The sequence below is a fragment of the Paenibacillus whitsoniae genome (genome assembly GCF_003955665.1).
In the GTDB taxonomy this organism is placed as follows: domain Bacteria; phylum Bacillota; class Bacilli; order Paenibacillales; family NBRC-103111; genus Paenibacillus_E; species Paenibacillus_E whitsoniae.
Window position 1 is genome coordinate 20833 of sequence record NZ_RXHU01000072.1, and the last position, 22581, is coordinate 43413.

Consider the following 22581-nt stretch of genomic DNA (forward strand, 5'->3'; position numbering starts at 1 on the left):
ACGTTAGATCAATTCAGATTTTTGAAGCAGGCGCTGCATAATGGCTGCAACTTCCGCACGCGTAATATAGTCCTTCGGCGCGAGATGACCTGAGCTCCTGCCCGATACGAGTCCAGCTTGTATACTATCCGCGACGCTATCACGTGCCCAAGAGGACAATTGTTCGGCGTCCGCATAAGAGTTAAGTGCCGTTATGGTATCGCTTGTCTTGCTCGTCAGCCCGGTAATCCGCATAGCTTTGGTGATCATCACCATCGCTTGCTCCCGGGTGACGCGGTCGTTCGGACGGAAGGTTCCGTCCTCAAAGCCCGCAATCAGGCTGTAGCCGTAAGCGGTGCTCACCGCGCTGCTGTACCAGTCTTGCGCCTTCACATCCGAGAACGGTGTGGCCCCGCCATCCAGCTTCAGTCCCAATCCGCGAACGAGGATAGCCGCGAACTCTGCCCGGGTAATGTCCTGATCCGGGTTAAACCATCCATTGTCTGCGCCTTCAATGATCATGCGCGAGCCCATGTTGTTCACCGCGTCTTTCGCCCAGTGCTTCGCGACATCGCTAAATTCCAACGGATGCCAGACAACGGCGTAGGTGCTGTTGGTTAAGCTGTTGATTCGGGCAAATCGACGGTCCCCTTCGACGATGACTTTCGTCGGTACATGGCGCACAGTTCCATCCGCATCCACAACGACAGCAGTCGTTATTTGATTCGGATTCACATCGTTTGGAATCGTTATTGTACGTTCCACGTAGCTTCTGAATGTATTTAATGTCATTGTTTGTCCCTTGTACGAGACAACAATATCAAAATCAACGGGAGGCGCAACCAGTTCGAGTTCGTTGGCTTGAGCGACTGCTTGCACTTGTGCCTTGCGGTCACCCGAAGCATTGGAGATCTGGATACGCACCGACAGGTCCTCCAGCTTCACGTCCGCTCCAAACTTCTCGGCCATGCCCGCGATATTCACTTGTGAGGCCGGGAGCGTATAGCTTCCTCTGTCAGTTGCAATTTCAATCTGAGCGCCATGTGTCTCGAGCGCTTTCAATAAGCTGCCATCCAGTTGGCCAATAACAACTGCACTGTCGCCGCTTACTGGAATCGTCAGCTTTTTGCTGTTGTCACGGCTCAGCTTGTCGCTCACTTTTGCGCTATCCAGCACAACTGTTGTTTCTTTACGACCATCCACGGTCGTTTGTTGGGCTTTCGCCAATTGATCCAGCTTCACGCCATCGATGATGATGTCAACGCCAGGATCGCTTGGCGGCGCTGAGTAGTTGCCTGAGTCGCTCTCTGGCTCAGGTCTCGTTGATACCGTTACCGTGGCTATCGCTTGCTGCCCTTCATATTCAGCGGTGATGTCAGCTTGTCCATTCGCTACCGCTGTTACAAGTCCTGTTGCGGCATCTACAGTAGCGATATTCGTGTTATTCGACGTGTATAACGCGCCGGAACTGACATTCTGTGTGCTTTGGTCCGAATATACCGCTGTTACGACGGTTTCATGTGTATCTCCAATGTACAGCGAGTATGCTTCGCTATCCAGTTCGAGTCTCGTCAACGTCACAGGCGGCTGAAAATAAGCGGTATATGTGGTATTCGCGTTAACGACAACAGAAGCCAGTTCAGTGTTGGACAGGTACGTTGCTCCTTCATCGTTGCTCCATCCGAGGAACGTATAGCCTGGATCCGGCGTTACCGTTGGCACGGAAGCCGGGGACCCGCCTTGAGCAACCGTCTCGTTGTTCGGGCTGCTAATACTGCCGCCAACTCCGCCTTGGTACGTTACCGTGTACGTCGGAATCGGCGTCCAAACCGCATATAACGAAATACTCTGCGTCATAGGGATCGTATCCCCTGCCGCGTAGACGGCAGTCGTTGCGGTAGGCGATGTCGCCCAGCCTGCGAAGGTATTGTTCGTTTTGAGCAAGCTGCCTTGGCCCGCTACCACAGCCGATTCGTTCGGCTTGTAAGCGATCTTCCCCGGCACGGTGCCGGATGTATTGCCGTTGCCGTTGTAAGTAACGGTCGACCTCAGTACCACGATATTGCCGCGAAGCGAATTACTACCGTAAATATAACCTTGGCTGTCTACCGCGACATCGATTGTAGAGATCTGACTGTTTGAATCGAGAATGGCGGGAACGTCCGTCCAGTCATCAGAGCCGCCATGATAGGCAAGCTTCTTCACGCTTGCAGTGGTCAAGTTAATCGTGTACAACGTAGCGGAACGATCGACAGCGATGCCGTAAGGAATGAACAGAGACGTCCCCTGTGGTGAAGGTGTAATATCCGTCCAGCCTGATGCCCCTGCCTCCCGTTTTAAAATCTTCCCTCCCCCTGACATCATCCCTGACGTCGGTACCATACTGACATACAGGGTGCCGTCTCCATCCGTGGCAAGATCAAACCCGATCATATTGGGGAAAGTAGGATCCGAAATATCCTCCCAGGTCGTCTGGCCGCTCGGCAGTTTCCAAACTTTCGGTTTAGCTACCGTGCTTTTGGTACTCGTGGTCATATCGGTATCTACCACATACAAGTTGCCGTTCGGGTCTTCCGCTACACCCATAACATAGCGCATCGTCAGATTATAGGTAATATCCTCCCACGTCCATGGATTGGTGCTTTTCTTCAGCTTCAAGACCCGCGAGACGTTGGATGAAATATCACCACCGGAGTTTTTATTATTGTCAGTTACATAGATACCCCCGTTAGTACCAAACGCAATGCCAACAGGATATGTGGCCCCTGCATTATAGGTAATATCGGTAACGCTTTGGTCATCGGGCGAAATTTTCAATATAGAGCCGCTGCCCACGTTGGCGTTGCCGCCCAATGCGGCGTTCACTCTAGGCATTATAAGATTACCGTCTCCGTCAAAAGTTAACGTATACGCTATACTGCCCATCGTGCCAGCCGCCGTATAATCCAGCCAGTTCAATGGCCCTGTATACGGCGGAGCAACGGGATTCGGCCGTGCATACGCTGTCCCACCTCCGTAAGGGACAAGCAAAGCCATCATCAGCACAAAGCTCAGCATTACGCCAACGGCTTTGGTTAAAGCGTTCCGTCTCATCGTTGTCATCCTCGTTCTCTCCCCATTTGTCATGTTTTTCGACATTATTCGGGGATATTATACAAAACGCCGATAAACAAGGAATGAACAAGGGAGGTGCTGTCAGTCGAGCCATGATTGTACTCCCCTTAATCAAGCAACCTTATTTCGGCGGCTTTGACATGGCAGGGCAGCTGCTCGTATGTTCCCAGCTCTTGTATGATAGGATAGATGTCCTTCAATGCCTCTTTACTCAATCGTCCGATGGTCGATACCTTGACCATGTCCTTGGACGTCACCCCCGAGAAAGCTCTAGCAAAATGGTTTGTCGGCAGCACGGCTGTAATGCCAATCCCGTAGTTCGCCGCCGAAAAGGGCGTGTAGGCGCCGATCAGAATTTCGCCTGCGTTGGTAATACGGCTTAAAGCGAGCTCCTCATGGTCTTGATCACAGACAAGCATCGCATGTTCCGGTGCGAACCAATTGATAAAATCAAAAGCTTGGTCCCTATCCGCTGCTACAACAATCGCTCCTTTGCCACCAACACCAAAAACTTGCTTCAAGTATTGCCTTCGCTTTTCCTCGACCTCCTCGATATAGGTCCACAGGAGTGCCTCAACCTTGCGGGCAAGATCAGCCGAGGTGGTGACCAGAACGGAAGAAGAATCAGGCCCATGCTCACCTTCGTTCAATAGATCGTATGCGACCTGACGCGGATCGGCCGTTTCATCTGCGAAAATAAGACACTCTGTCGGGCCGATGCCCAGCACGCTCTTTTTACCGTACGTCATGGCTACGCTCATGGCCGCTGCAATACCGCCCGGCCCCGGTCCAAAAATCCCATCAACCTCGGGAATGGATGCTGTCCCTTGGGCAAAGCCTGCAATAATCGACACGCCGTTGCCGATCACGAATTCGTCCGCCCCTGAAAGCTTGGCAGCCGCTATCGTTCCTTCGTCTCCCCGTCCATTTGGCAGTGGAGGCATTCCCACCACGATGTTGGGAACACCTGCCGTTTTGGCCGCCACTACCAGCATAATTGCCGTAGAAACTAACGGCCCTTTTCTAGCCGGGATCCAGATGCCAACTGAATCCAAAGGAACCACCTTTTCACCAATGACCGTGCCAGGTCTCATCTCCTTTTCCCAGGTTGTCGGTAACATGGCTCTATTCGCGTCTCGTACATTTCCAATTGCTTGTTCGATCGCCGCGCGCAATGAGGGCGTGAGCGAAGCTACGCTAGCTTCAACCTCCTCCTTGGAGAGAACCAATTCGGCCACATCCACCTTATCGTACTGCGCGGTTAGCCTTCTGATCCCTTCATCCCCCGTGCGGGCCACCTCGTCAAAAATCGATAAAACCCCGTTTAACACCTCACGGGTAAACAGCGTTTTGTGTTTGTTGAAACGCTTGTTCAGCAACTCGCTCTGCTCGGGAATGCTAAATACAAGATTTGAACTTTGCATCTGTTTCTGCCTCCTTTTTTTTGCAAACAAAAAGAGCCATGCAGGATAAAAAAATACCTACATGACTCTTATCTTTCAAGTCCGCAGGTATAAACGCCAATAAGCGCTTGTACCTACGGAAATAATTCCGTCATACAAACGCTTACCTATGATGATGAGAGGATCGATTTAGCTTGTAAAGGGAAACGCTCATTGGAATATCCTCCTGCGGATGACTTGGACCTATTATAAATTCCAAAAATCCCCTTGTAAAGATGGTTTCGGATGTTGGCCTAGCACCTCACATATTTACGCTTAAAACCGAGCTGCCCTCGAGCCGCTGCTTTTTGAATATTGTCGGAAGCGTTTAAGAATTTGCTTTTTTTCTTATCACCCTGGACTTCTACGGGACCGACTGCCCGTGCTGTCTCGACCGCCCGTTCATGGAGCGGAGAAAATGATGTCGCCACAGTGAAGATAAAGTTATTCATCGCGTATTTGGTTCGTTCCGGCGCATCATGAATCGTATCTTGTACAAGCGTAAGCATCTCGGACAATTTACTTTCGTCAAATTCGCGGTCCGGGCGGCTGCCCAACAGCCAGCAATAACAGCTCCACCCCGCTGACATGCTCAGCTCTTTGCCGCTTGCCATCCATCGATCGGCAACAGCTTGCGCAATATCCGTTTCCGCTAACGTTACAGCAACAACATAGTCGGACAGCATATAAAAATAAGCGCCCTCGATCCACCGCTCAAAGTCCGCTTCCGTCATGGCTTTCGGATCTGCGATGATGCCGGCAAAGTACATCGCGTCGTAGTTCCCTGTGGCATAAAGCTGCTCGGCCAATGGCTGATTATGCTTGATTTGTTTTGACATCGGCTTCATCGCACCTGTCGCTACGCCAAAAAGCGGCTCGTGCGCACCGTTGGATATGTACATTTTCTTAAGTCGTTCCTTGCCGAGACTTTCGAGTTCTTGCATAACGGCTTCTATTTGCATGATGTAAACGGCCCCCTTTCCTGAATACTTGCAAGCGCAGCCAAATAGGCCGCAGCAATGAACGCTCACTGCTCCAGCCTATCTATGGCGCGTAATTATTTCCTTTTCCTACTCATGCTTCTCCGCATACTTCTTGAAGTTATCCAAAATCGCCTGCCATCCGGCCTGCTGCATCTCCGGCGCATTCTGACTTTCCGCCTCGAACGACTCGACGACCCGTGTCGCGCTGCCTTCGCGAATAAAGTCAATCTTTACCTTCCGGCCGTCACCAATCGTGTAAGCAATGTGTTCATGAGGACGAACATCATCATAAACACCGCCGAAGTCGAAGCCAAAGCTGCCGTCCTTTGCTTCCATACGCGAGGAAAAGCTGCCTCCGACTCTCAGATCATTCTCAGCACGAGGCGTATGCCAATCCGGGGATGCACTATTCCATTGGATAATGTGATGCGGCTCTGTCCAATACGTCCATACGTTTTCAACAGGGCTTTGAATCAACGCTTCTACCTTCAGAATTGCCGGTTTGCCAGTTTCCATGCCTGCAGCCTCCTTTAAGATCTTCCTTCTATTCTTGTCCATCATACCATAAGTTCAATCTTGGGTAATCCTTCCATTCTCACTATCAGCCAATCTAACAAAAAAAGAGCCAAAGCAAAATGCCGGCTCTTTTCCGTTATTTAGATGCAAATACGCCCGCCCATCGCTCCAGCTCATTCGTGCAAGCCCAAATGTGCGGGTAACGCGAGCGCAAATTCTGCATATCCGCTTCGTCGTCAATCGTCCAGGCAATCAATTGGATGCCTTCTTCACTGCAACGATGAGCGAACTCGTCCGTTAAATAAATATGCTTGACGGAGACGTACTTCGCGCGAATCTCACGAGCGAGTGGGAATACGGCCGGCGTCGCACCGTAAAGCACAAGCCCCAGCTCGAGGCTGTCGGACAGCTCCCTCATGCGAATCACCGAGTAATGGTCGAACGAAGTAACGAATACCTGATCCTGCACCCCCGCAGCTTGAATGGTGGCAAGCACTTGCGCCTCCAACCCAGGGTACAGCGTCCCGCTCTGCTTCAGCTCAATGTCGACCTGAGCCCGGCCTTTGGCCAAGAGCAGCACTTCCTCCAGCGTCGGAACCAGCTGCCCGCCGCCCGCATCCAGCTCACGGATTTGCGCAAACGTAAAGTCCGCAACGTTCCCGGTCCCGTTCGTCGTCCGGTTCACAGTCGTATCGTGAATGACGACAGGGACACCGTCCCGTGTTAGTTGAACGTCGAGCTCCAGATGACTGTAATTCAAATCTAAAGCGGCCTGAAAAGAGGCCAGTGTATTCTCCGGATATTTCTTCGGGTAGCCTCTGTGTGCAAGTCCAGTGATCATATCGAGATGTCCACCTCCGGTTATAGTGAGTACCTCACCATCATAACGCAAATTGGGACAACCGACCACTACATCGATCCGCCTACTCGCGCCATGGCAAAATATGAATACGGTCCAGCGCGTAGGTCGAAGACGTCATGTACTTCGTTGCGCCGGATTCGAACAAGATATGTAAGTCCCCGCTACGTTCAAAAATGCCTTCCGCCATGGGAGGAACGACCATCTTTTTCCCCTTATCCTTGCTGTCCAGGAACCAGACGGGCACTTCGGCTTGCCCCACTTTTACCGTCGCGTGCGGTGCTTCCGATGCCGTATGCTTGTAACGGGTGATGTCGCTGATGCTGTTTCTGCCGTATGACTGACTGAGCCACACGCCATCCGCATTCAGGTACATCCCCTGCACACTGTCCGGCAGTGACAGGATGAGGTCCGGTGTCAAGGCGGAGCCCGCCTTCTCTCCCTTCAGAGCTACCGGCATATCCGTGGCAGGGTCCAGCTTGTAGCCGACTGCCCACGCTTTATGCTCTTTCCCATCCCGATTCGTCAAATAGTGCGAAGCATCTGTCGGATAGCTGGTGCCTTGTGCAAATTCACCCGCCCAAAGCACACCGTCGGCATAAGCATTGAACGAAGCTCTCGTACCGGTTGAGACAAGGCCCTTGAACACAAGTTTGCCGGTCTCCCCCGCTTGCAGCAGATCGTCTTTCGGAAAATAGTACAGATTGCCGTCTGAAGAAAGCCAGACATATCGGGAGGAAACGGCAACCCCGCCAGCATGGCCTGTGTAAGGCGTCGCAGCATCCTTATACAATTCGAGCGCTTTCACAAGCTTGCCGCTCCCCGCATCCACCACGGTCAGAAGTCCCGATTTGCCCTCTTCCCGATAATGGGAGATGACGATCCAGTTCTTCTCCTCCACATAGGCCATGCCTTGCGGAATTGCATTTTGCTTGAGTGCCGGAATAATCGGCCCTTGCTTGCTTTGCGCCAGAAAATCTTTGATTTCCGGCATATCCACGCGAATCTTAATTCCCGCTTCTTCCTGGGTAATTCCCGCCAATGCGTTCACCTGCTTCGCTGTGGGTTCCGTCGCTTTAGGCGGGGCAGTAGGAGAAACGGAAGGGGCAGCACTCGCTTGCACCACGGCCGTTTCCCGCTTCTGACAGCCCGCCCCGGTCAGTGCAATTAATCCCGCTGCAAGGACAACGCAAGAGAGCTGGGCGATTCTCATTTTTTCACCTCTGCGGACACACCCTGGTCGGCCAGGATGTCACGCAGCCGGCCAGGGTAATCCGTAATAATGCCCGAAGCGCCGTAGGCAATCGCCTTTCTCAATCTTTTCTCATCGTTAATGGTGTATGGGTACACTTCGATGCCCTTGCTCTTCGCTTCGCGGATCTCTTCGCGGTTAATGCGTTTGAAGTTCGGATGCAAGGAGTACACTGGTACGCCGAGCCCCGTCGCCAAATTCACATGGCTTCCCGGATTAAAATCATACAGAAGCCCGATCTTCGTCTCCGGTAAAAGAAGCTTCAGGAACATCAAGCTTTTATGATCGAAAGAGGAGACAACGACATTGTGCACGCGGTCCTTCTTCTTCATTAGCTCGACAAGCGCCGGCTCCAGCTTCCGATCGTACGAATCTTTGATCTCTACGTTGATCATGATGTCGGGAGGCACAAGGTCGAACACCTCTTCGAGCGTCGGAATCCGTTCCCCTTCAAAGCGCGTATCGAACCAACGGCCCGCATCCGCCTGCTTCAACTCGGCAAGCGTCATCTCATGGACGACGCCTTTCCGATCTGTTGTGCGATCAATCGTAAAATCATGAATCACGATAATTTCGCCGTCCTGCGATAAATGGATATCAAGCTCAATGGCATCGCAGCCTTGCTCAAGACCGAGGCGGAAAGCGGCTAGCGTATTTTCAGGAGCTTCTCCTTTGGCTCCGCGATGAGCGATGACTAATGGTTGGTTCATAGGTTCCGTGCCTCCTCAATTATTTAAATGTCGAATTGGCCATGGCAGCCACAATGTATTTTTGCGCGAAAATAAACAACACGACGATTGGCAAAATAATCAGGATGCTTGCAGACATGATGATGTGCATGTTCAAAGCTTCGTCGCCGGCAATCGAGTCGCGCATCATGGAGATCCCGACAGTCAAGACGCGCATTTTGTTGGAGTTCGTCATAATGAGCGGCCAGAAGTACGCGTTCCAGCTGCTGATAAAGCTGATGACAGCCAGCGTCGAGACCGTCGGCATCGCCATCGGTGTCAATATTTTATACAGCACCTGGAACCGGCTTGCGCCGTCAACCTTCGCCGCCTCGATCACATCGTTATTAATGGAGCGGAACATTTGGCGAAGCAGGAAGATACCGTACGCGGAAGCGGCATGCGGGATAATCAGCGCGTAGTACGTATTGATCCAGTTCAGTTTGGACATCAGGACATAGACGGGTACGAAGACAACTTGCTCCGGAACGATAAGGGCCGCAAGCACGAGGGCGAATAACTTATCTCTGCCCGGAAACGTTCCCTTGGAGAATGCGTAGGCCGCCATAAGTCCGATATTGATCTGCAAGAAGACAATGCCCACCGTTTGAACAACCGTGTTAATCGTAAAGCGGTAGAATGGAAAGGCTTTAAAGGCAGCGGCAAAGTTGCCCCACATCGCCTTCTCCGGCCAAAACGTCGGCGATGCCAGTCGGAGCTCCGACGGCGCTTTTAATGCGGTAATCACCATCCAGTAAATAGGAAAAAACATAACCAGCGTAATAAGAATAGCGACAGCGACCCGGGTAGTATGCAGCAGCGGATTTTTCATTTTCTTCTCCCTACCCCTCGTAATGAACTTTCTTCTTGGACACATACATTTGAAGCATGGTCAGCAAAATGATAATGAAGAAGAAGATAATGACCAGTGCGGAAGCACGGCCTGTTTTGAAGTCTGTAAAGGCCATTTCGTAAATCCAGTACACCATCGCTTTGGTCGACTCCAGCGGTCCGCCGTTCGTGATAACGTCAACGGATTGGAAGACCTGCATCGAAGAAATGAAGTGCGTCACTACCAGGAATAACGTTGTCGGCGATAGCAGCGGCACCGTGATTTTCCAGAATTGCGTCCACTTCGATGCACCGTCGATACCGGAAGCCTCATAATATTCAAGCGGAATGCTTCTTAGGCCGGAGATGAAAATGATCATCGTAAAGCCGACGCCCTTCCATACCGCGACCGCAACCAGCACCCACAGCGCTGTCTTCGTATTAGTGAGCCATTGAATCGGTTCGAGACCCAGCCATGTCATAATGCTGTTCATCAGCCCGTAATGGCCGTTGAAGATCCAGAGGAAGATCATTGAGACGATAACCATGGAGACGTAGTGCGGCATGAAAATGACGGCCCGCATGAAATTAAACGTGCGTGAAGCATAGTTGAACAACAGGGCAAGCAGCAAACCCAGACCCAGCGTCAGTACAACGTCCGCAACCGTATACGTGAAGGTCACTTGCAGCACTTTATAGAAGGTCTTGCTGTGAATCAAATATTCATAGTTATCGAACCCGATGAATTTCTTCGTCGGCTTCGTCATATTCCAGTTTGTAAAGCTGATAAACAGCGAGTTGACTAATGGATAATAAATAAAAACAGCCAAGATCACCAATGCCGGAACAGCAAACGAAAAATCTTTCAAATAGTCTCCCCATCGGGAACGGGAGCGTGTGGTCACGATATCGCCGACTTTGTGGTGGAGCTGGCTCTGCCTTTTGTCTGTATTCATGGCCTATCCCCTTTCACATCTCCAAAGAACTGCCGTGCAGAGAGCCTTCGCCTTCTGCACGACATGCCCGCTGGCAGCTTGCCTTTAGCTTTCATCCAAGATCGTATTGATTTCCTTCACGGCATCTTTCATCAGCGGCTCCGGATCTGCGTTCTCCAGAATCATTTTGCCTACGACTTCCATGTATTTCTTGCTGAATTCTGTATAGGCTGGATGCTGCGGACGACCAACCACATTGTCGAAGTTATCGAAGACCGCTTTGTATTGCGGCAGCTTGGCAAAATACGCTTTGCCTTCTTCCGTGTTCAGCACCGATTTATGCGTCGGCAGGTAACCGGTTCCTTCTGCCCACTTGATGTTATGCTCGGCATCCGTCATGAACTTGATGAACTTCCAAGCCGCTTCCTTCTGGTTCGCAGGCGCGCCGTCCATCATCACAATACCCGCGCCGCCGATATGCGATTTGCGCTCTTTATCGCCAGGAATGAAGGATACGCCGACTTCAAATTTCGCATTTTGCAGATACGTTTTCAGTACCGCAGAAGTATGCTGGACCATGGCGATCTTCTCGTCCAGGAACATTTGTCTCATCGTATCCGAAGCGCCTTTGCCGTAGCCCATGTGCATCGAGCCGTCTTTGAGCCACTTATTGAAGTTCTGGATCCAACGCAAGCTGTCAGGCTGATCCAGCAAAGATTTCGTTTTCTCCGGATTCAAGATAGCGCCGCCGCCGTTCGAAATCCACGGATCGTAGTACCATGTATCCCAACCAGGAACGGAGAACGCGTAACGCGTTGTCTTGCCGTTCTCTTTCACAGCTACCTTCTTGTTGAACTCCTCGATGTCGGACCACTTCTGAGGCGGTTGAACGCCGAGCTTATCGAGCAGCGTCTTGTTGTAGATCATCACGCTGGTGCTGACGATCAACGGGAAGCCGTATTGCTTCTTGTTATATGAATACGCTTGCAGCATCCCTTGGGAAAAGTCGTTCATATCCACCTTATCCCGCTTGATGTACCCGGATAAATCCGCGAATGCACCGCTGTCCGCAAAGCTTGGCAAAGCCGATACTTCTACGTTGGTGACAGCCGGCACTTCTTTGGCCGCGATGGCTGCTTGCAGCTTCTTCTGAAGATCCACATAAGCTCCCTGGAACACCGGCTCGACGGTTATGTACGGGTACTTCGCTTGGAAAGCGGCGATCATATCGTTAACCGCAGGCATTTGCACTTCGGCGTGCGAGTGCCAATATTGAATCGTCACCGGTGTGGTATCTTCGACTGCGGGTGGAACTGTGGCCGACGCTTCGGTGTCCCCACCTCCGTCTCCGCTGCTGCCGCAGCCGGTTAGTGCCGTCAGTGCCAGGGATGAAACCGCTAAGATAGGTAACCATTTTTTCCTCTTCATGTACAAAAACCCCTCTCCGGATTATATCGAGTTGAATGAATGGCGTCGTTCCTGGTCAAGATGGGCACAAAAAAGGAGAGCACCGAGCAGACAAGAAACAGAAGGGCCGCACAAAGCCATGCACGGTCCGTTCGTCTCTTGGGCTGTCTCAGTGATCTCCGCACCCAATCGTTTGGAACGAAATAAAAGCGTTTTCTTAGTGAAAGTATGTCATACCTGCGGGGGCTATGTCAACCATTTTATTCATTGTACATTTTGCCAATCCCGCTTTGCACGGCTAGACCGCATAGGTTTGATTCATGCGTGCAGCGCCGCTCAGCTGCAGCCCTTTGGACTCCAAAGAAATAATATCATTGGATTTCAAAATACTGTCAACCGCTTGCAGCAGTGATTCCGTATAGCCGTTTTTCAAATGGAATCGAAGCTCCATCACCCCTTCCGCCGTACCTGATATCTCCATCATGCCCTCCGCCTTCATCTGCACGTTCACAACTTGAATCCCTTGTTCGCCAAAATGTGTCGCAATCGTCCCCAAAACCCCCGGTTTGTCGACAATCTTGATGACAACTTCCTGGGTTCGGCGGTTGCGCATCACGAGCTTTTCCCATTTGTTCAAAACGAACAAACTCAGCAAAACCATGACCGTTGCGAGTACGGCACAGTAAAAGAAACCCGCGCCGACGCAAAGGCCGATCGCGGCTACAACCCATACGGAAGCAGCGGTTGTGAGCCCGGATACCGTGGCTCCCGTTCGCATAATGGTTCCTGCTCCCAGGAATCCGATCCCGCTGATGACCTGCGCAGCCAGGCGCGCCGGATCCGTTCGCACGTTAGGTTCCGTGACGAACTCGGAAAACCCGTAGATCGACAGCAGCATGATGGCGGTAGAGCCGATGCAGACCAGAATATGCGTCCGCAAGCCCGCAGCGTGGTTGCTCCACTCCCGCTCAAGGCCGACTAGCCCTCCCAAACCTGCCGCCATCAGGATGCGGATCGTTAAATCGAAATAGCCAATATGCCAAATGCCAGCCGTCATCATGTCACCCATTTCTGAAAAAATAAAAACCCCTTAGAAAAGTGCGCGAAAAGAAAGATCGCACTTTTTCCAAAGAGGTTTCTCCTCGTCTCTCCCGCTTGGAATCAGCTGATGTATGAATTTAGATTAGTGCCATAAGTCGGATGCTCCTGCGGACACCGCCAGCGCTCCCGCTTCCAGCGCCTCCGCAATTTCCTTCCGATTGCCGACTAAGCCGCCTGCAATGATAGGAAGCGAAGTCATGTCCGTCATCTCGCGGATAATGCGCGGCATAATGCCCGGCATCACCTCAATCGCATCGGGGCCGCTTTGCTCAGCCGCCTTAATGCCTCGATGAACCGCACTTCGGTCGATGAGAAAAATACGCTGAATCGCCATAAGCCCCGCTTCCTTCGCTCCGCGAATGAGATGGCTTTTGGTCGAAATGACACCGGTCGGCTTAATGACCTGCGCGGCATAAGCCACACCGCTCTTGTCAGAGGCAATCCCTTCAATAAAGTCCATATGAATGAACACATGCTTCCCGGCTTCCTTCAACCGATCAACCAGATCTTTCAGGTTAAATATGGATCCGACAAGCAGAAATACAATATTCGCCGGGCTTTGAATGGCCAGCTCGAGATCTTCTACTTTTTGAACAGCCGCAATGGTTTGATGTTCTACAAGATCAACAATCGGATACACGTCATTTCCCACCTTTCGTCGATGTTAGAACATTATACCACGATTTTTTCAAGAATAAGTTTAAAAAGCCGGTTTTCAGCTATAAATGAACGATCTCTTTAATGCTGGGAATGATGTAGGCCGGGCGGTACGGCGAGTTCTCCGCCATTTCCTTCGTGGCGACGCCCGTCAGCACCAGGACGGACTTCATGCCGGCATCGTTGGCCATCTTGATGTCGGTCTCCAGCCGGTCGCCGATCATAAAGCAATCCTCAAACGGCAAGCCCAAATGCGCGGCGGCCGCTTCCGCGGCAATCAAAGACGGTTTGCCCACGACGAGGTCGATGGCTTTGCCTGTCGCCACCTCCAACGCGGCGATGAATGTACCGGTGTCCGGAATCTGACCACCGTCCAGCGGACAGGTCGCATCCGGGTTGGATGCGATAATGATCGAGCCCCGGATCGCGGCCTGGTACACGCTGTTAAGCTTATCATACGTGAACTGACGGTCCCACGAGAGCACAACGTAGCGGGCTTGCTCGCTATCTTGCGTAAGCGGAATGCCGTTCGCCTCCAGCTCTTCGATAATCGGCTCCTCGCCGATCACAAACACCAGCTCCCCCGGCTGCAGCCGCCGGTTCAGATACTTCGCCACGATCTGCGAGGAATTGAGCACCTCGTCCAGCGTGACCGGAATCCCCATTTTCGATAATTTTTCCACATAGGACTGACGGGTCGCAATCGGTTTATTTGATAAAAATACAACTTTGTCCCCTCGTGAACGCAGCGCCCCAATCGCTTCGGCCGCGCCTTCAATCGTTCTATCCCCCAGGTACACGGTACCGTCCAAATCAAAAACATAGCCTCTAGCCATCGCTCTCACCCTCGATTCATGAAGACTGCAATGATGTCGGCCAGACGCAGGCACGCAAAAAAGACCCTATCCATGTAAACACACTCCGCCATAGCATGGCAGAATGTGATTACGGATAAGGTCTTCTCCTCGACTCGCGCCTAAACCGTACATTCATCGTTTGTAGGATAACTATAAAGCGGTTACATCGTTTTTGTCAAGCGGGAAAATTTTAGTCGATTACAGCTTCTTCCGTTCATGGGCATTCACTTTCCATTTTATATTCAGTTTATAAAGTTATTTTATTCTTTATAAACGTCATAAATAATAGTGTGAATCACGGGAGGAACCATGATGAAAAAAAATGTCCTAGTGAGTGGAGCGAGTTTTGCCGGCATCTCAACAGCCTATTGGATGAATAAGTTGGGCTACAACGTAACCGTTGTCGAGATCGCCCAAGGTCTCAAAAAAGGCGGCACACCTGTCAATATTCGCGAAAATACCGTCGACATTGTGAAACGTATGGGGCTGCTCGACCAAATTCAGTCTAACAAATTAGTCATGGAAGAGATGGGATTCAAAAATTCCGAGGATGTCACTGAGAGATTGGTCGTCCGTGATCAGCTCGCAGAAGATGAATATGAAATCGAGCGAAATGTATTGCTGAATATCATGTTCGATGCTGTCAAAGATGATGTCGAGTTTATTTTTGGAGATAGCATAGCCTCGTTAAAGGAAGAAAGTAACGGCGTCGACGTAGCTTTCAAAGGTGGGCACAAGCGCTCGTTTGACCTGGTATTTGGCTGCGATGGCATTCATTCGGTCGTCAGAAAATTGAGCTTCGGTGAGGAGGCGGAATTTTCTCGGTTCCTTAAAACGTATTTTTCTATCACGATCGTGGATAAGTTGTTGATTCGGGAGAATACAACTCAGATGTACAATGAGCCGGATAAGGCCGTCATGCTGAACGCTTACAACAATAAAACCGATATCGTCCTCTGCTTCTCCTCGGAGCAGGAAATCCCTTACGACTACAGGAACGAAGAACAGCAGAGGAATATCATTTTGAATCAGTTTTCTGGACTCGGCTGGCGAACGCCGGAATTGCTGCAAGAAGTGAAGAACTCGGAAACTTATTACTTTGATAAGCTGTGCCAAATGAAAATGCCGTCGTGGACAAAAGGCAGAGTAGCACTCGTCGGCGATGCAGGATACTGCGCTTCTCCCGCTGCTGGTATGGGGGGCTCACTCGCCATAGATGGGGCGGCCGCCCTGGCAGATGCTTTTCAAAAATGCCATGGCGATTACGAGCTTGCGTTCCAAGAATACAATAAGAGTTTCCGTCCTTTCATCGAGGAAGTGCAAGCAAACGCAGCATTAACTGTAGATTTTCTTGTCCCAAGAACGGAAGAAGCCATTCGCGAAAGAAATTCGCAAACAGGGAACGATTTGTAGGATAATACATCACTTTGGTTGGTGCGCCGCCGCTCGCTCAGGTCGGAACGATTCGATAAACTTCAGCTAATAGGCCACTCTCCTCCATTCCCTACTATCTATTTTCTGGTAAATACGCTATAGTAGATAGGTTATTTTTTACAAAAAAGGGAGAGAGACAAACATGAGAAAAGTGGGGCTAATTGCAGTAGGGCTTGTACTGGCAGCGACGTTAACCGCCTGCGGCACTCCGCCTAAAGCGACGCTGGGCAAGGCATTTGAAAACTTTGAGAAAATGGAATCCTATCAATTTCAAGCTAAAATGACGCTGGGCGGCGAGGTGCCCGCTGACAAACTCGGGGATGCCCAAGCTGAGCAAGTGGCGAATCTATTGAAAAATGCCGAGATGAGCTTCAGCGGCGTCTATCAAAAAGAACCGTTCCAAAGCGAGGTTAACGTGCAGCTTAACTTAAAAGGCGATCTGAATGTCGGCATTCATTTACCGATCGTCATGACAAAAGAGAAAATGTGGGTGAAGATACCGAACATCCCTTTCCTCCCCCTCCCCAAAACAGTGACAGACAAATATCTGGAGCTCGATCTAAAGGAGCTTGAAGCAAAGTCATCCGGTCAAAAGCAGCTCGATATGACAAAGGGAACCGAATTTTCAAAGGAAGTCTTGGCTGCGTTTGTTCAAAATTTTGATGAGAAAACATATTTTACCGAGTTAAATAAAAAAGAAATGACATTGCCGGCAGGTGTGGAGGCCAATCGATTCGTACAAATTCAAGTTGACAAAAACAACATGGACGACGCCATCAAGGTATCGATTGGGAAGGTGATTCCGAAAATTTTTGACCTGCTCCTGGATCCGAAATATGCCGATTTGTTCAACGCGAAGAAAGCTGACATCGAACAGGCCCGCTCCACCTTCACCGACAAAACCAAAGATCAAGATAAAGTCCTTAACGATATTAAGAAAAACGTGGACGTCAATCAAATCCAACTCATTTCCGGCATTAATAAATCGAACTATATTACTTACCAAACGTTTAACGTCGATCTGAACGTCAAAGATGAGAGCGGAAATTCCCATGTTGTGGTCAATGTAGAATCTTCGATGGATCACATCAACGAAAAAGCACAATTCAAACTCGGGATTCCGACTGGCGATAACATCATTACCGAAGAACAGCTGCAGAAGGAATTTGCTAAAGGTTTTATGCAATAAACACAGAAAGGACAGTTCCCTTGGGAGCTGTCTTTTTGTCTTTGCTGCCTATTCCTTACCAAATCTCGAAAAACGTCCTTGCGTCCCGACGATCTGAGTGAGCGCGTGTCAGTTCTTCGAGCTTCGGCATCGTCTCTCCATTGCAGCTCTTCGCATCATGCGGGGGTGCAGGCCTGCCGTCGCATACAGCTTGCTGGGATAACACCAGGCATAGTGAGGCCTTCTTGGCGGTTCCTCAAGCTTTGTGCCGGTAGTGATAAGGGGGTAACCTCATTACTCTCAACTTTAAGGAATAAATAAGTCCGGTCTAATTCTTTCGATCTCCGTTCTAACTTGACTATCAAATTTAGCGCTTACCAATGTCTTTGCTTTTACAATTTTATTTATGTCTATATTTCTAGCACCAATAAAATTAGCTTTTACAAACGAAGAATTCTCAAACTCCGCGCCCTGTAGATCTGCTCCTTTGAATATTGCATTTCTGAAATCGGAATTTATTAAGCGTGCCTGCCTCAAATCAACGTCATTTAAAAAAGAGCCAGTAAAGTTGGTGCCATCGCAAAATATATTTCTCAACTTTGCCTCTTTCAACGATGCCCCCCTTAAAACGGCATTCTGCAATTTGGCTCCGTTAAAATCAGAATTATTTAAAGTAGCATTTCGAAGTGAGGCGCCTTCCAGGACCGCACCCATGAGTTGGCTATTTACTAACTTCACATTATTAAGAAACGCGTCTTTTAAATAGCATTTAGATAGATTCATTTTTGTATAACCATTTTGATTCAATCGAGTAATATTAGCTACTAGTTTACTTGTAGCTTCTTCCTTAAACCAGAATCTTACATCATCTATATTTTCAAAATACTCCTCAATTTTTCTCTTCTGACTGATACGATTTGTAAAGTAGTATAGAATTACCCCAAGAATTAAGAAATCAAACACAGAGTTATGCAAATTAACTAAAAATCCTTCCCAGAAAGAATCCTCACCATATATGCTTTTGTGAATCATAATTGGGATACAATCATATAAAAGAGTAAGTCCAACCGTCACGACGAAAAAAAGAACAAGTACAGCAACCATAACCGCCAACTCGTTTTTTAAAATTTTTTTAAATACCTTCATTCTGAATTATTTCTCCTTTTAAACGACATATTTTGAAAGTATAGAAAATAAAAAAACCGCCAATTTAGGCGGGAGTTTACTTTTGATTTAAATCGAAAACGAAGTATATCCATTCTTGATCCAAAGCCTGCTTGTTTTAAAGAACTATCCACTAATTCTCTAAAACAAGCAGGATTCGAACCTGCACCTTTCTGAAATCAATTCAGAACGCTCTAACCTACTTAAGCTATTGCTCTACTGGAAATTTTACCAAAAAAATTGTATCTTTTCAACCACTATCTTATACATTCAAGGAGTGAATGTCTTTTTTATGATCCGCAAAGGAATCCCCCTAATTCTGAATCGACGTCAGAACGCCGTTCGTAAAATAAATATACTGCGCATTGAACAGCGACCCGCTGCGATACACCCATTGCTCCGTGGTACCGAGGCCGCTTGTCCATTTATTCATATCATCTGGCTTGCCCCAGGACAAAACAGCCTCCGATCTCGACATGCCCACGTAGACTTGACGGGCTTTAACTGCTGCTTGAGCTTTAGCTGACAGCCCTGCAATCGGATTCGACGTGAAAAGTCCATCTTGCGCTTCCTGCAAACTTCCAAACTCTTTGGTGAACTCCCCTTTACTATTGCTAAAAGTAATCTTGTTACCGCTATAACCAACGACAACAACCTCTTCGGTATGATCGTGGCCTTCGTAATTCGCAAAACGGGCGTCCAACCAGTACGTGTTTTGCTTCGAAATCCATTCTTCAATCGCGGCGAATCTTCTAAGTTCCTCCGCCCCTGCAGTCACCGAATTATCAATTGTGTTGATAAAGTCCTTTTCCGTGGACATGCTGAACGAGACTTTTTTTAGAGCGCCTACCGCGTCTTTATAGAACTTGGAGAGCGACGTTTTGTAGGTGCTTTTTGCGGTAATATCGATCCGCTTATTGTCCCCCCAAGCAACGCTCATGCCCAAGTAGTCTTGCAGCAGCGTTAATGGCGCATAGATGACCCAATTTCTCGTAATCGGATAATAATCTTGGCGGTAAAAATCATATTTCAGCTTCAAATTGTATGAACTTTCATCCAAATTGCCTGTTGCGAATGGATATTTGAACAGCGCATTGTGATCCGGACGTACCAGCACAACACCATCATTTGTGTTAATCCTAAATATATCTCTGCTATAAATTGCAGAATAATCAGCGGCGCCGAGCACACTCCATAGTGGAACGTAGATCGCATAATTTTCTACGATCGGCGGATAGTCGCTCTCCAGCTTTTTACCGTTCACGTAAATTTGATACGACTCCTCTTCGGCGAAAGAGACAGCGCCAAAAGATAAAATCAACATCAAAACAACGAGCAGACTTGCTACATACTTTTTCAAGATGATCCCTCCATGTTCTATCAATTTGTAACATTATTCTATTATAAATGATAGAAATGCGAACAAACGGCGCGAAAGGATAAAGATTCCATAAAGATTGGATTAAAAGTCAGCACATAGAAAAAAGCGGGAGCTCCTCACCGGCCATATTAGCACACATATAGAAAGATTTTTTGTTTAAAAAAACCATTAAAACACCAAAAGGGATGGCAATCATGCCATCCCTCCGGACAATTTTTACATATGCAGCCATTCCAATAGACGATACAGCACCACTGCAGCTTCCGCCCGAGTCACGGAACGCTCAGGATGGAACTTGCCATCCTCATAGCCTTGCATCAAATGTAACGCTGCCATACGGTGCACGGCGAAGTCCGCCCAGCCCGGTATCGCCGCCTGATCCGCGTAGCCTTTGTCTGCCGAATTAGCTGGAGTGGCCTGCTCGTAAGTATCCAGGATACGCGCTACCAGCACCGCCAGTTCTGCACGCGTCATGCCCTGATCGGGCATAAATGCCAGCGCATCTCCTGCTGCATAGCCCTGAATCCATCCCTTCTGGGCAGCAGCTGCGATGTGGGATTCAGCCCAAGCCGGAATGTGTTCGCCATCCTTGAATGTAGCAGGAGGCTCCGACGCCAGGTTGAAGGTTCTGGAGAGCATGACCACGAACTGAGCGCGAGTTACCGCCACTCCCGGCAGGTACACGCCTTCCTCCATGCCCGATACGACTTGCATGCCGGCGAGACGCTTCGTTGCTTTCTCCGCCCAATGGCCAGCCGTGTCCTCGAAACCAACCGGGGGCCCTGCAATGACGGCAATTGGGCTAAAATGATTCATTTCCGCCTGCAAAGTGCCGGCCTCCGTTATTTCGCCGCCAACATAAATCCATCTCTTCTGTTGTTCGTTGTAATAATAAAGTGCAGGTTGCTGACCAGCAGGAACCTGCTCCGAAGCGTACCGGATCCTTACGATCATCGGCTCGGTGAGCTCGGTCCCCGTTGAGCTTGCTACATTGAACATCTCACTTGTCAGCGTGCCGGACGTCGGCGCCGGCGAGGCCGAAGACACCTCCATACGAACTTCGGTGCCTCTCTGCAAGGCTCCGCTCGGAATCCGAATCTCCAGAAGTCCGTTCAACTCCCCTTGCACCGTGGCTCCTGACTCCGCTGGAATCCGAATGACAGTAGACATAGCCGGCGGTGTTAAAGGTGCTGACGGCGCTTCAGCCCCGCTCTCCGCTGAATCCGGAGGTGTCCCCGGTGGCGTCTCCGGAGGTGTCTCCGCAGGCGTCTCCGGCGTTGCCCCCGACTTCACAACCCGAACGGTTCGCACCGCTTCTGCCGCCGCATTGCCGGAGCTGTCCGTCACGTTGTAACGAACGGTATACGTACCGGCCCGATTCGTATCTACATCGGATGTAACCGATAACCGCGAGGTCACATCCCCTTCCCAGGCATCCACTGCCATAACGCCGCCATCCACATAGGCCGCGTCGATTGGCACGACGGCCGGATTATCGCCAAGCACTGTAAGGATTGGCGCCACGGTATCCCTCACGACAACAGTCCTTACCGCAGTCGCGCTCATGCCAACAGCATTCGTGACCGAATAATGCATCTCGTACGTGCCGAGACGACTCGGATCGACCGTCCCTGTCACAACAACCCGGCTGTCGATATTCCCATCCCGTACATCACTCGCCACAAACCCCGGTTCCTCGTAGATGCTTCCCGCCTCAACAACCATCCTCGTCTCCCCAAGCAGGGTCAAAGACGGGACTCCTCTATAAATGCGAACAACAGCAGAAGCTTCGGGGCTTACATTCCCTGCGTTATCCAGTGCTCGGGCGTAGACTTCCGTCTCGCCTTCGGCGTCCACCATTACGGCGCTTCCCGCGTAATCCACCCAGTCACCGCCGATGCCGAGCTTATATTGATACTTCTGAACGCCGCTATCCAGATCCGTGCTGCCCGATAGCGTAAAAGCAACCGGACCCGAGGTCCATCCTGCCTCACTCGTTTGAATCGTCGGCACCGTTGGAGCATTATGATCGGAATCATCCGGTTCCTGCGCCGGCACGCGAACGGTCCGCACCGCTTCTGCCGCCGAATTGCCGGAGCTGTCCGCCACATTATAGCGAACTGTGTACGTGCCAGCCCGACTCGTATCTACATCGGATGTGACCGATATCCGCGAGGTCACATCCCCTTCCCAGGCATCCACTGCCATANNGATTGGCGCCACGGTATCCTCCACCACGACCGTTCTTGTTGCCGTTACCGTTTGCCCCACTGAATTGGTAGCCGCGTACTGGAGCACATACGTGCCGAGACGGCTCGTATCCACAGTCCCCGTCACGACAATGCGGCTGCTGATGTTGCCATCCAAGGCATCGTTCGCAACAACGCCCGGGTCCGTATACGCGCTACCCACCTCGAGAACCATCGCGGCCTCCCCTAGGATTGTTAGTGACGGCGTGCCCCGGTAAATGCGCACAACCACAAAGGATTGCGGACTGAAATTCCCCCCGTAATCCTCAGCCCGGGCGTACAGCTGTGTCTCGCCCTCGGTATCGATCGCCACGGCGCTGCCAGGGTAATCGGTCCAGTCACTGTCGGCTCCAAGCTTATATTGATATTTCCGGATGCCGCTTTCCGAATCGGCGCCGCCTGTCAAGGTAAAGGCCACCGGCCCGTAAGTCCACCCGGTCACACTCGTTTGAATGGATGGCGCGTTCAAGCCTGCAACGCCTGTAACGACAGGCCCCATCCAGCCGCTGTGCAGCGTCTCGCCG

General features: G+C 50.3%; 18 protein-coding genes, 1 tRNA gene and 1 pseudogene. 2 read left to right on the top strand and 18 right to left on the bottom strand.

Annotated features, from left to right (window positions below; translation table 11 throughout):
* Positions 1-3: 3 nt before the first annotated feature.
* From EJQ19_RS22395 to EJQ19_RS22455, 13 genes are all read right to left on the bottom strand, one after another.
* The gene (locus EJQ19_RS22395) at positions 4-3081 is read right to left on the bottom strand and encodes an S-layer homology domain-containing protein (protein ID WP_164716673.1); all 3078 of its coding nucleotides are present in this window, start codon (positions 3079-3081) and stop codon (positions 4-6) included.
* Between the two features lie 119 nt (positions 3082-3200).
* Entirely contained in the window at positions 3201-4517 is a 1317-nt protein-coding gene (gene hisD / locus EJQ19_RS22400) for a histidinol dehydrogenase (RefSeq protein ID WP_126143470.1), read from the bottom strand.
* 272 nt (positions 4518-4789) lie between these two features.
* Positions 4790-5497, bottom strand: coding sequence for a DNA alkylation repair protein (locus EJQ19_RS22405; RefSeq protein ID WP_126143471.1), 708 nt, complete (start codon positions 5495-5497; stop codon positions 4790-4792).
* Between the two features lie 108 nt (positions 5498-5605).
* Positions 5606-6034, bottom strand: coding sequence for an SRPBCC family protein (locus tag EJQ19_RS22410; protein ID WP_126143472.1), 429 nt, complete (start codon positions 6032-6034; stop codon positions 5606-5608).
* A 136-nt stretch (positions 6035-6170) separates the two neighbouring features.
* Positions 6171-6875 (bottom strand): glycerophosphodiester phosphodiesterase, encoded by a 705-nt coding sequence (locus tag EJQ19_RS22415; protein ID WP_126143473.1) that lies wholly within the window; start codon positions 6873-6875, stop codon positions 6171-6173.
* A gap of 82 nt (positions 6876-6957) precedes the next feature.
* Entirely contained in the window at positions 6958-8106 is a 1149-nt protein-coding gene (locus EJQ19_RS22420; protein ID WP_126143474.1) for a hypothetical protein, read from the bottom strand.
* The gene (locus EJQ19_RS22425; RefSeq protein ID WP_126143475.1) at positions 8103-8855 is read right to left on the bottom strand and encodes a glycerophosphodiester phosphodiesterase; all 753 of its coding nucleotides are present in this window, start codon (positions 8853-8855) and stop codon (positions 8103-8105) included. Before EJQ19_RS22425 ends, EJQ19_RS22420 begins: the two co-directional genes overlap by 4 nt.
* A gap of 19 nt (positions 8856-8874) precedes the next feature.
* A complete protein-coding gene (locus EJQ19_RS22430; RefSeq protein ID WP_126143476.1) occupies positions 8875-9705 on the bottom strand; it encodes a carbohydrate ABC transporter permease in 831 nt (276 codons plus the stop codon).
* Positions 9706-9715: 10 nt separating this feature from the next.
* Positions 9716-10660, bottom strand: a complete 945-nt coding sequence (locus EJQ19_RS22435) for a carbohydrate ABC transporter permease (protein ID WP_126143477.1) — start codon at positions 10658-10660, stop codon at positions 9716-9718.
* Positions 10661-10744: 84 nt separating this feature from the next.
* Positions 10745-12067 carry an ABC transporter substrate-binding protein gene (locus tag EJQ19_RS22440; protein WP_126143478.1) on the bottom strand — a complete coding sequence of 441 codons (1323 nt, stop codon included), beginning with the start codon at positions 12065-12067 and terminating at the stop codon, positions 10745-10747.
* A 277-nt stretch (positions 12068-12344) separates the two neighbouring features.
* Positions 12345-13106, bottom strand: a complete 762-nt coding sequence (locus tag EJQ19_RS22445) for an MgtC/SapB family protein (protein ID WP_338143345.1) — start codon at positions 13104-13106, stop codon at positions 12345-12347.
* Positions 13107-13229: 123 nt separating this feature from the next.
* Positions 13230-13787 (bottom strand): glycerol-3-phosphate responsive antiterminator, encoded by a 558-nt coding sequence (locus EJQ19_RS22450; protein WP_126143480.1) that lies wholly within the window; start codon positions 13785-13787, stop codon positions 13230-13232.
* 79 nt (positions 13788-13866) lie between these two features.
* The gene (locus EJQ19_RS22455; protein ID WP_126143481.1) at positions 13867-14640 is read right to left on the bottom strand and encodes an HAD-IIA family hydrolase; all 774 of its coding nucleotides are present in this window, start codon (positions 14638-14640) and stop codon (positions 13867-13869) included.
* Positions 14641-14973: 333 nt separating this feature from the next.
* On the opposite strand from EJQ19_RS22455, the gene EJQ19_RS22460 reads away from it, so the two are divergent.
* Both EJQ19_RS22460 and EJQ19_RS22465 read left to right on the top strand, forming a co-directional pair.
* Positions 14974-16074, top strand: coding sequence for an FAD-dependent monooxygenase (locus tag EJQ19_RS22460; protein WP_126143482.1), 1101 nt, complete (start codon positions 14974-14976; stop codon positions 16072-16074).
* 163 nt (positions 16075-16237) lie between these two features.
* Entirely contained in the window at positions 16238-17284 is a 1047-nt protein-coding gene (locus EJQ19_RS22465; protein ID WP_126143483.1) for a hypothetical protein, read from the top strand.
* A gap of 285 nt (positions 17285-17569) precedes the next feature.
* Here EJQ19_RS22465 and EJQ19_RS22475 read toward each other — a convergent pair whose 3' ends face one another.
* The 5 genes and pseudogenes from EJQ19_RS22475 to EJQ19_RS33100 form a co-directional block, all read right to left on the bottom strand.
* On the bottom strand, positions 17570-18409 hold the full coding sequence (locus tag EJQ19_RS22475; protein ID WP_126143484.1) for a pentapeptide repeat-containing protein: 840 nt from the start codon (positions 18407-18409) through the stop codon (positions 17570-17572).
* Between the two features lie 160 nt (positions 18410-18569).
* Positions 18570-18645, bottom strand: a tRNA-Ser gene (locus tag EJQ19_RS22480).
* Positions 18646-18740: 95 nt separating this feature from the next.
* A complete protein-coding gene (locus tag EJQ19_RS22485) occupies positions 18741-19787 on the bottom strand; it encodes a flagellar basal body-associated FliL family protein (protein ID WP_126143485.1) in 1047 nt (348 codons plus the stop codon).
* A gap of 237 nt (positions 19788-20024) precedes the next feature.
* Entirely contained in the window at positions 20025-22016 is a 1992-nt protein-coding gene (locus tag EJQ19_RS33095) for an immunoglobulin-like domain-containing protein (RefSeq protein WP_420901695.1), read from the bottom strand.
* Positions 22017-22019: 3 nt separating this feature from the next.
* Positions 22020-22556, bottom strand: a pseudogene (locus tag EJQ19_RS33100) (immunoglobulin-like domain-containing protein); the annotation flags it as partial.
* Between the last annotated feature and the right edge of the window lie 25 nt (positions 22557-22581).

Coding starts and splice junctions, on each gene's coding strand:
- EJQ19_RS22395 (WP_164716673.1), bottom strand. CDS start 3,081: ATGACAACGATGAGACGGAACGCTTTAACCAAAGCCGTTGGCGTAATG.
- hisD (WP_126143470.1), bottom strand. CDS start 4,517: ATGCAAAGTTCAAATCTTGTATTTAGCATTCCCGAGCAGAGCGAGTTG.
- EJQ19_RS22405 (WP_126143471.1), bottom strand. CDS start 5,497: ATGCAAATAGAAGCCGTTATGCAAGAACTCGAAAGTCTCGGCAAGGAA.
- EJQ19_RS22410 (WP_126143472.1), bottom strand. CDS start 6,034: ATGGAAACTGGCAAACCGGCAATTCTGAAGGTAGAAGCGTTGATTCAA.
- EJQ19_RS22415 (WP_126143473.1), bottom strand. CDS start 6,875: ATGATCACTGGACTTGCACACAGAGGCTACCCGAAGAAATATCCGGAG.
- EJQ19_RS22420 (WP_126143474.1), bottom strand. CDS start 8,106: ATGAGAATCGCCCAGCTCTCTTGCGTTGTCCTTGCAGCGGGATTAATT.
- EJQ19_RS22425 (WP_126143475.1), bottom strand. CDS start 8,855: ATGAACCAACCATTAGTCATCGCTCATCGCGGAGCCAAAGGAGAAGCT.
- EJQ19_RS22430 (WP_126143476.1), bottom strand. CDS start 9,705: ATGAAAAATCCGCTGCTGCATACTACCCGGGTCGCTGTCGCTATTCTT.
- EJQ19_RS22435 (WP_126143477.1), bottom strand. CDS start 10,660: ATGAATACAGACAAAAGGCAGAGCCAGCTCCACCACAAAGTCGGCGAT.
- EJQ19_RS22440 (WP_126143478.1), bottom strand. CDS start 12,067: ATGAAGAGGAAAAAATGGTTACCTATCTTAGCGGTTTCATCCCTGGCA.
- EJQ19_RS22445 (WP_338143345.1), bottom strand. CDS start 13,106: ATGATGACGGCTGGCATTTGGCATATTGGCTATTTCGATTTAACGATC.
- EJQ19_RS22455 (WP_126143481.1), bottom strand. CDS start 14,640: ATGGCTAGAGGCTATGTTTTTGATTTGGACGGTACCGTGTACCTGGGG.
- EJQ19_RS22460 (WP_126143482.1), top strand. CDS start 14,974: ATGAAAAAAAATGTCCTAGTGAGTGGAGCGAGTTTTGCCGGCATCTCA.
- EJQ19_RS22465 (WP_126143483.1), top strand. CDS start 16,238: ATGAGAAAAGTGGGGCTAATTGCAGTAGGGCTTGTACTGGCAGCGACG.
- EJQ19_RS22475 (WP_126143484.1), bottom strand. CDS start 18,409: ATGAAGGTATTTAAAAAAATTTTAAAAAACGAGTTGGCGGTTATGGTT.
- EJQ19_RS33095 (WP_420901695.1), bottom strand. CDS start 22,016: ATGGCAGTGGATGCCTGGGAAGGGGATGTGACCTCGCGGATATCGGTC.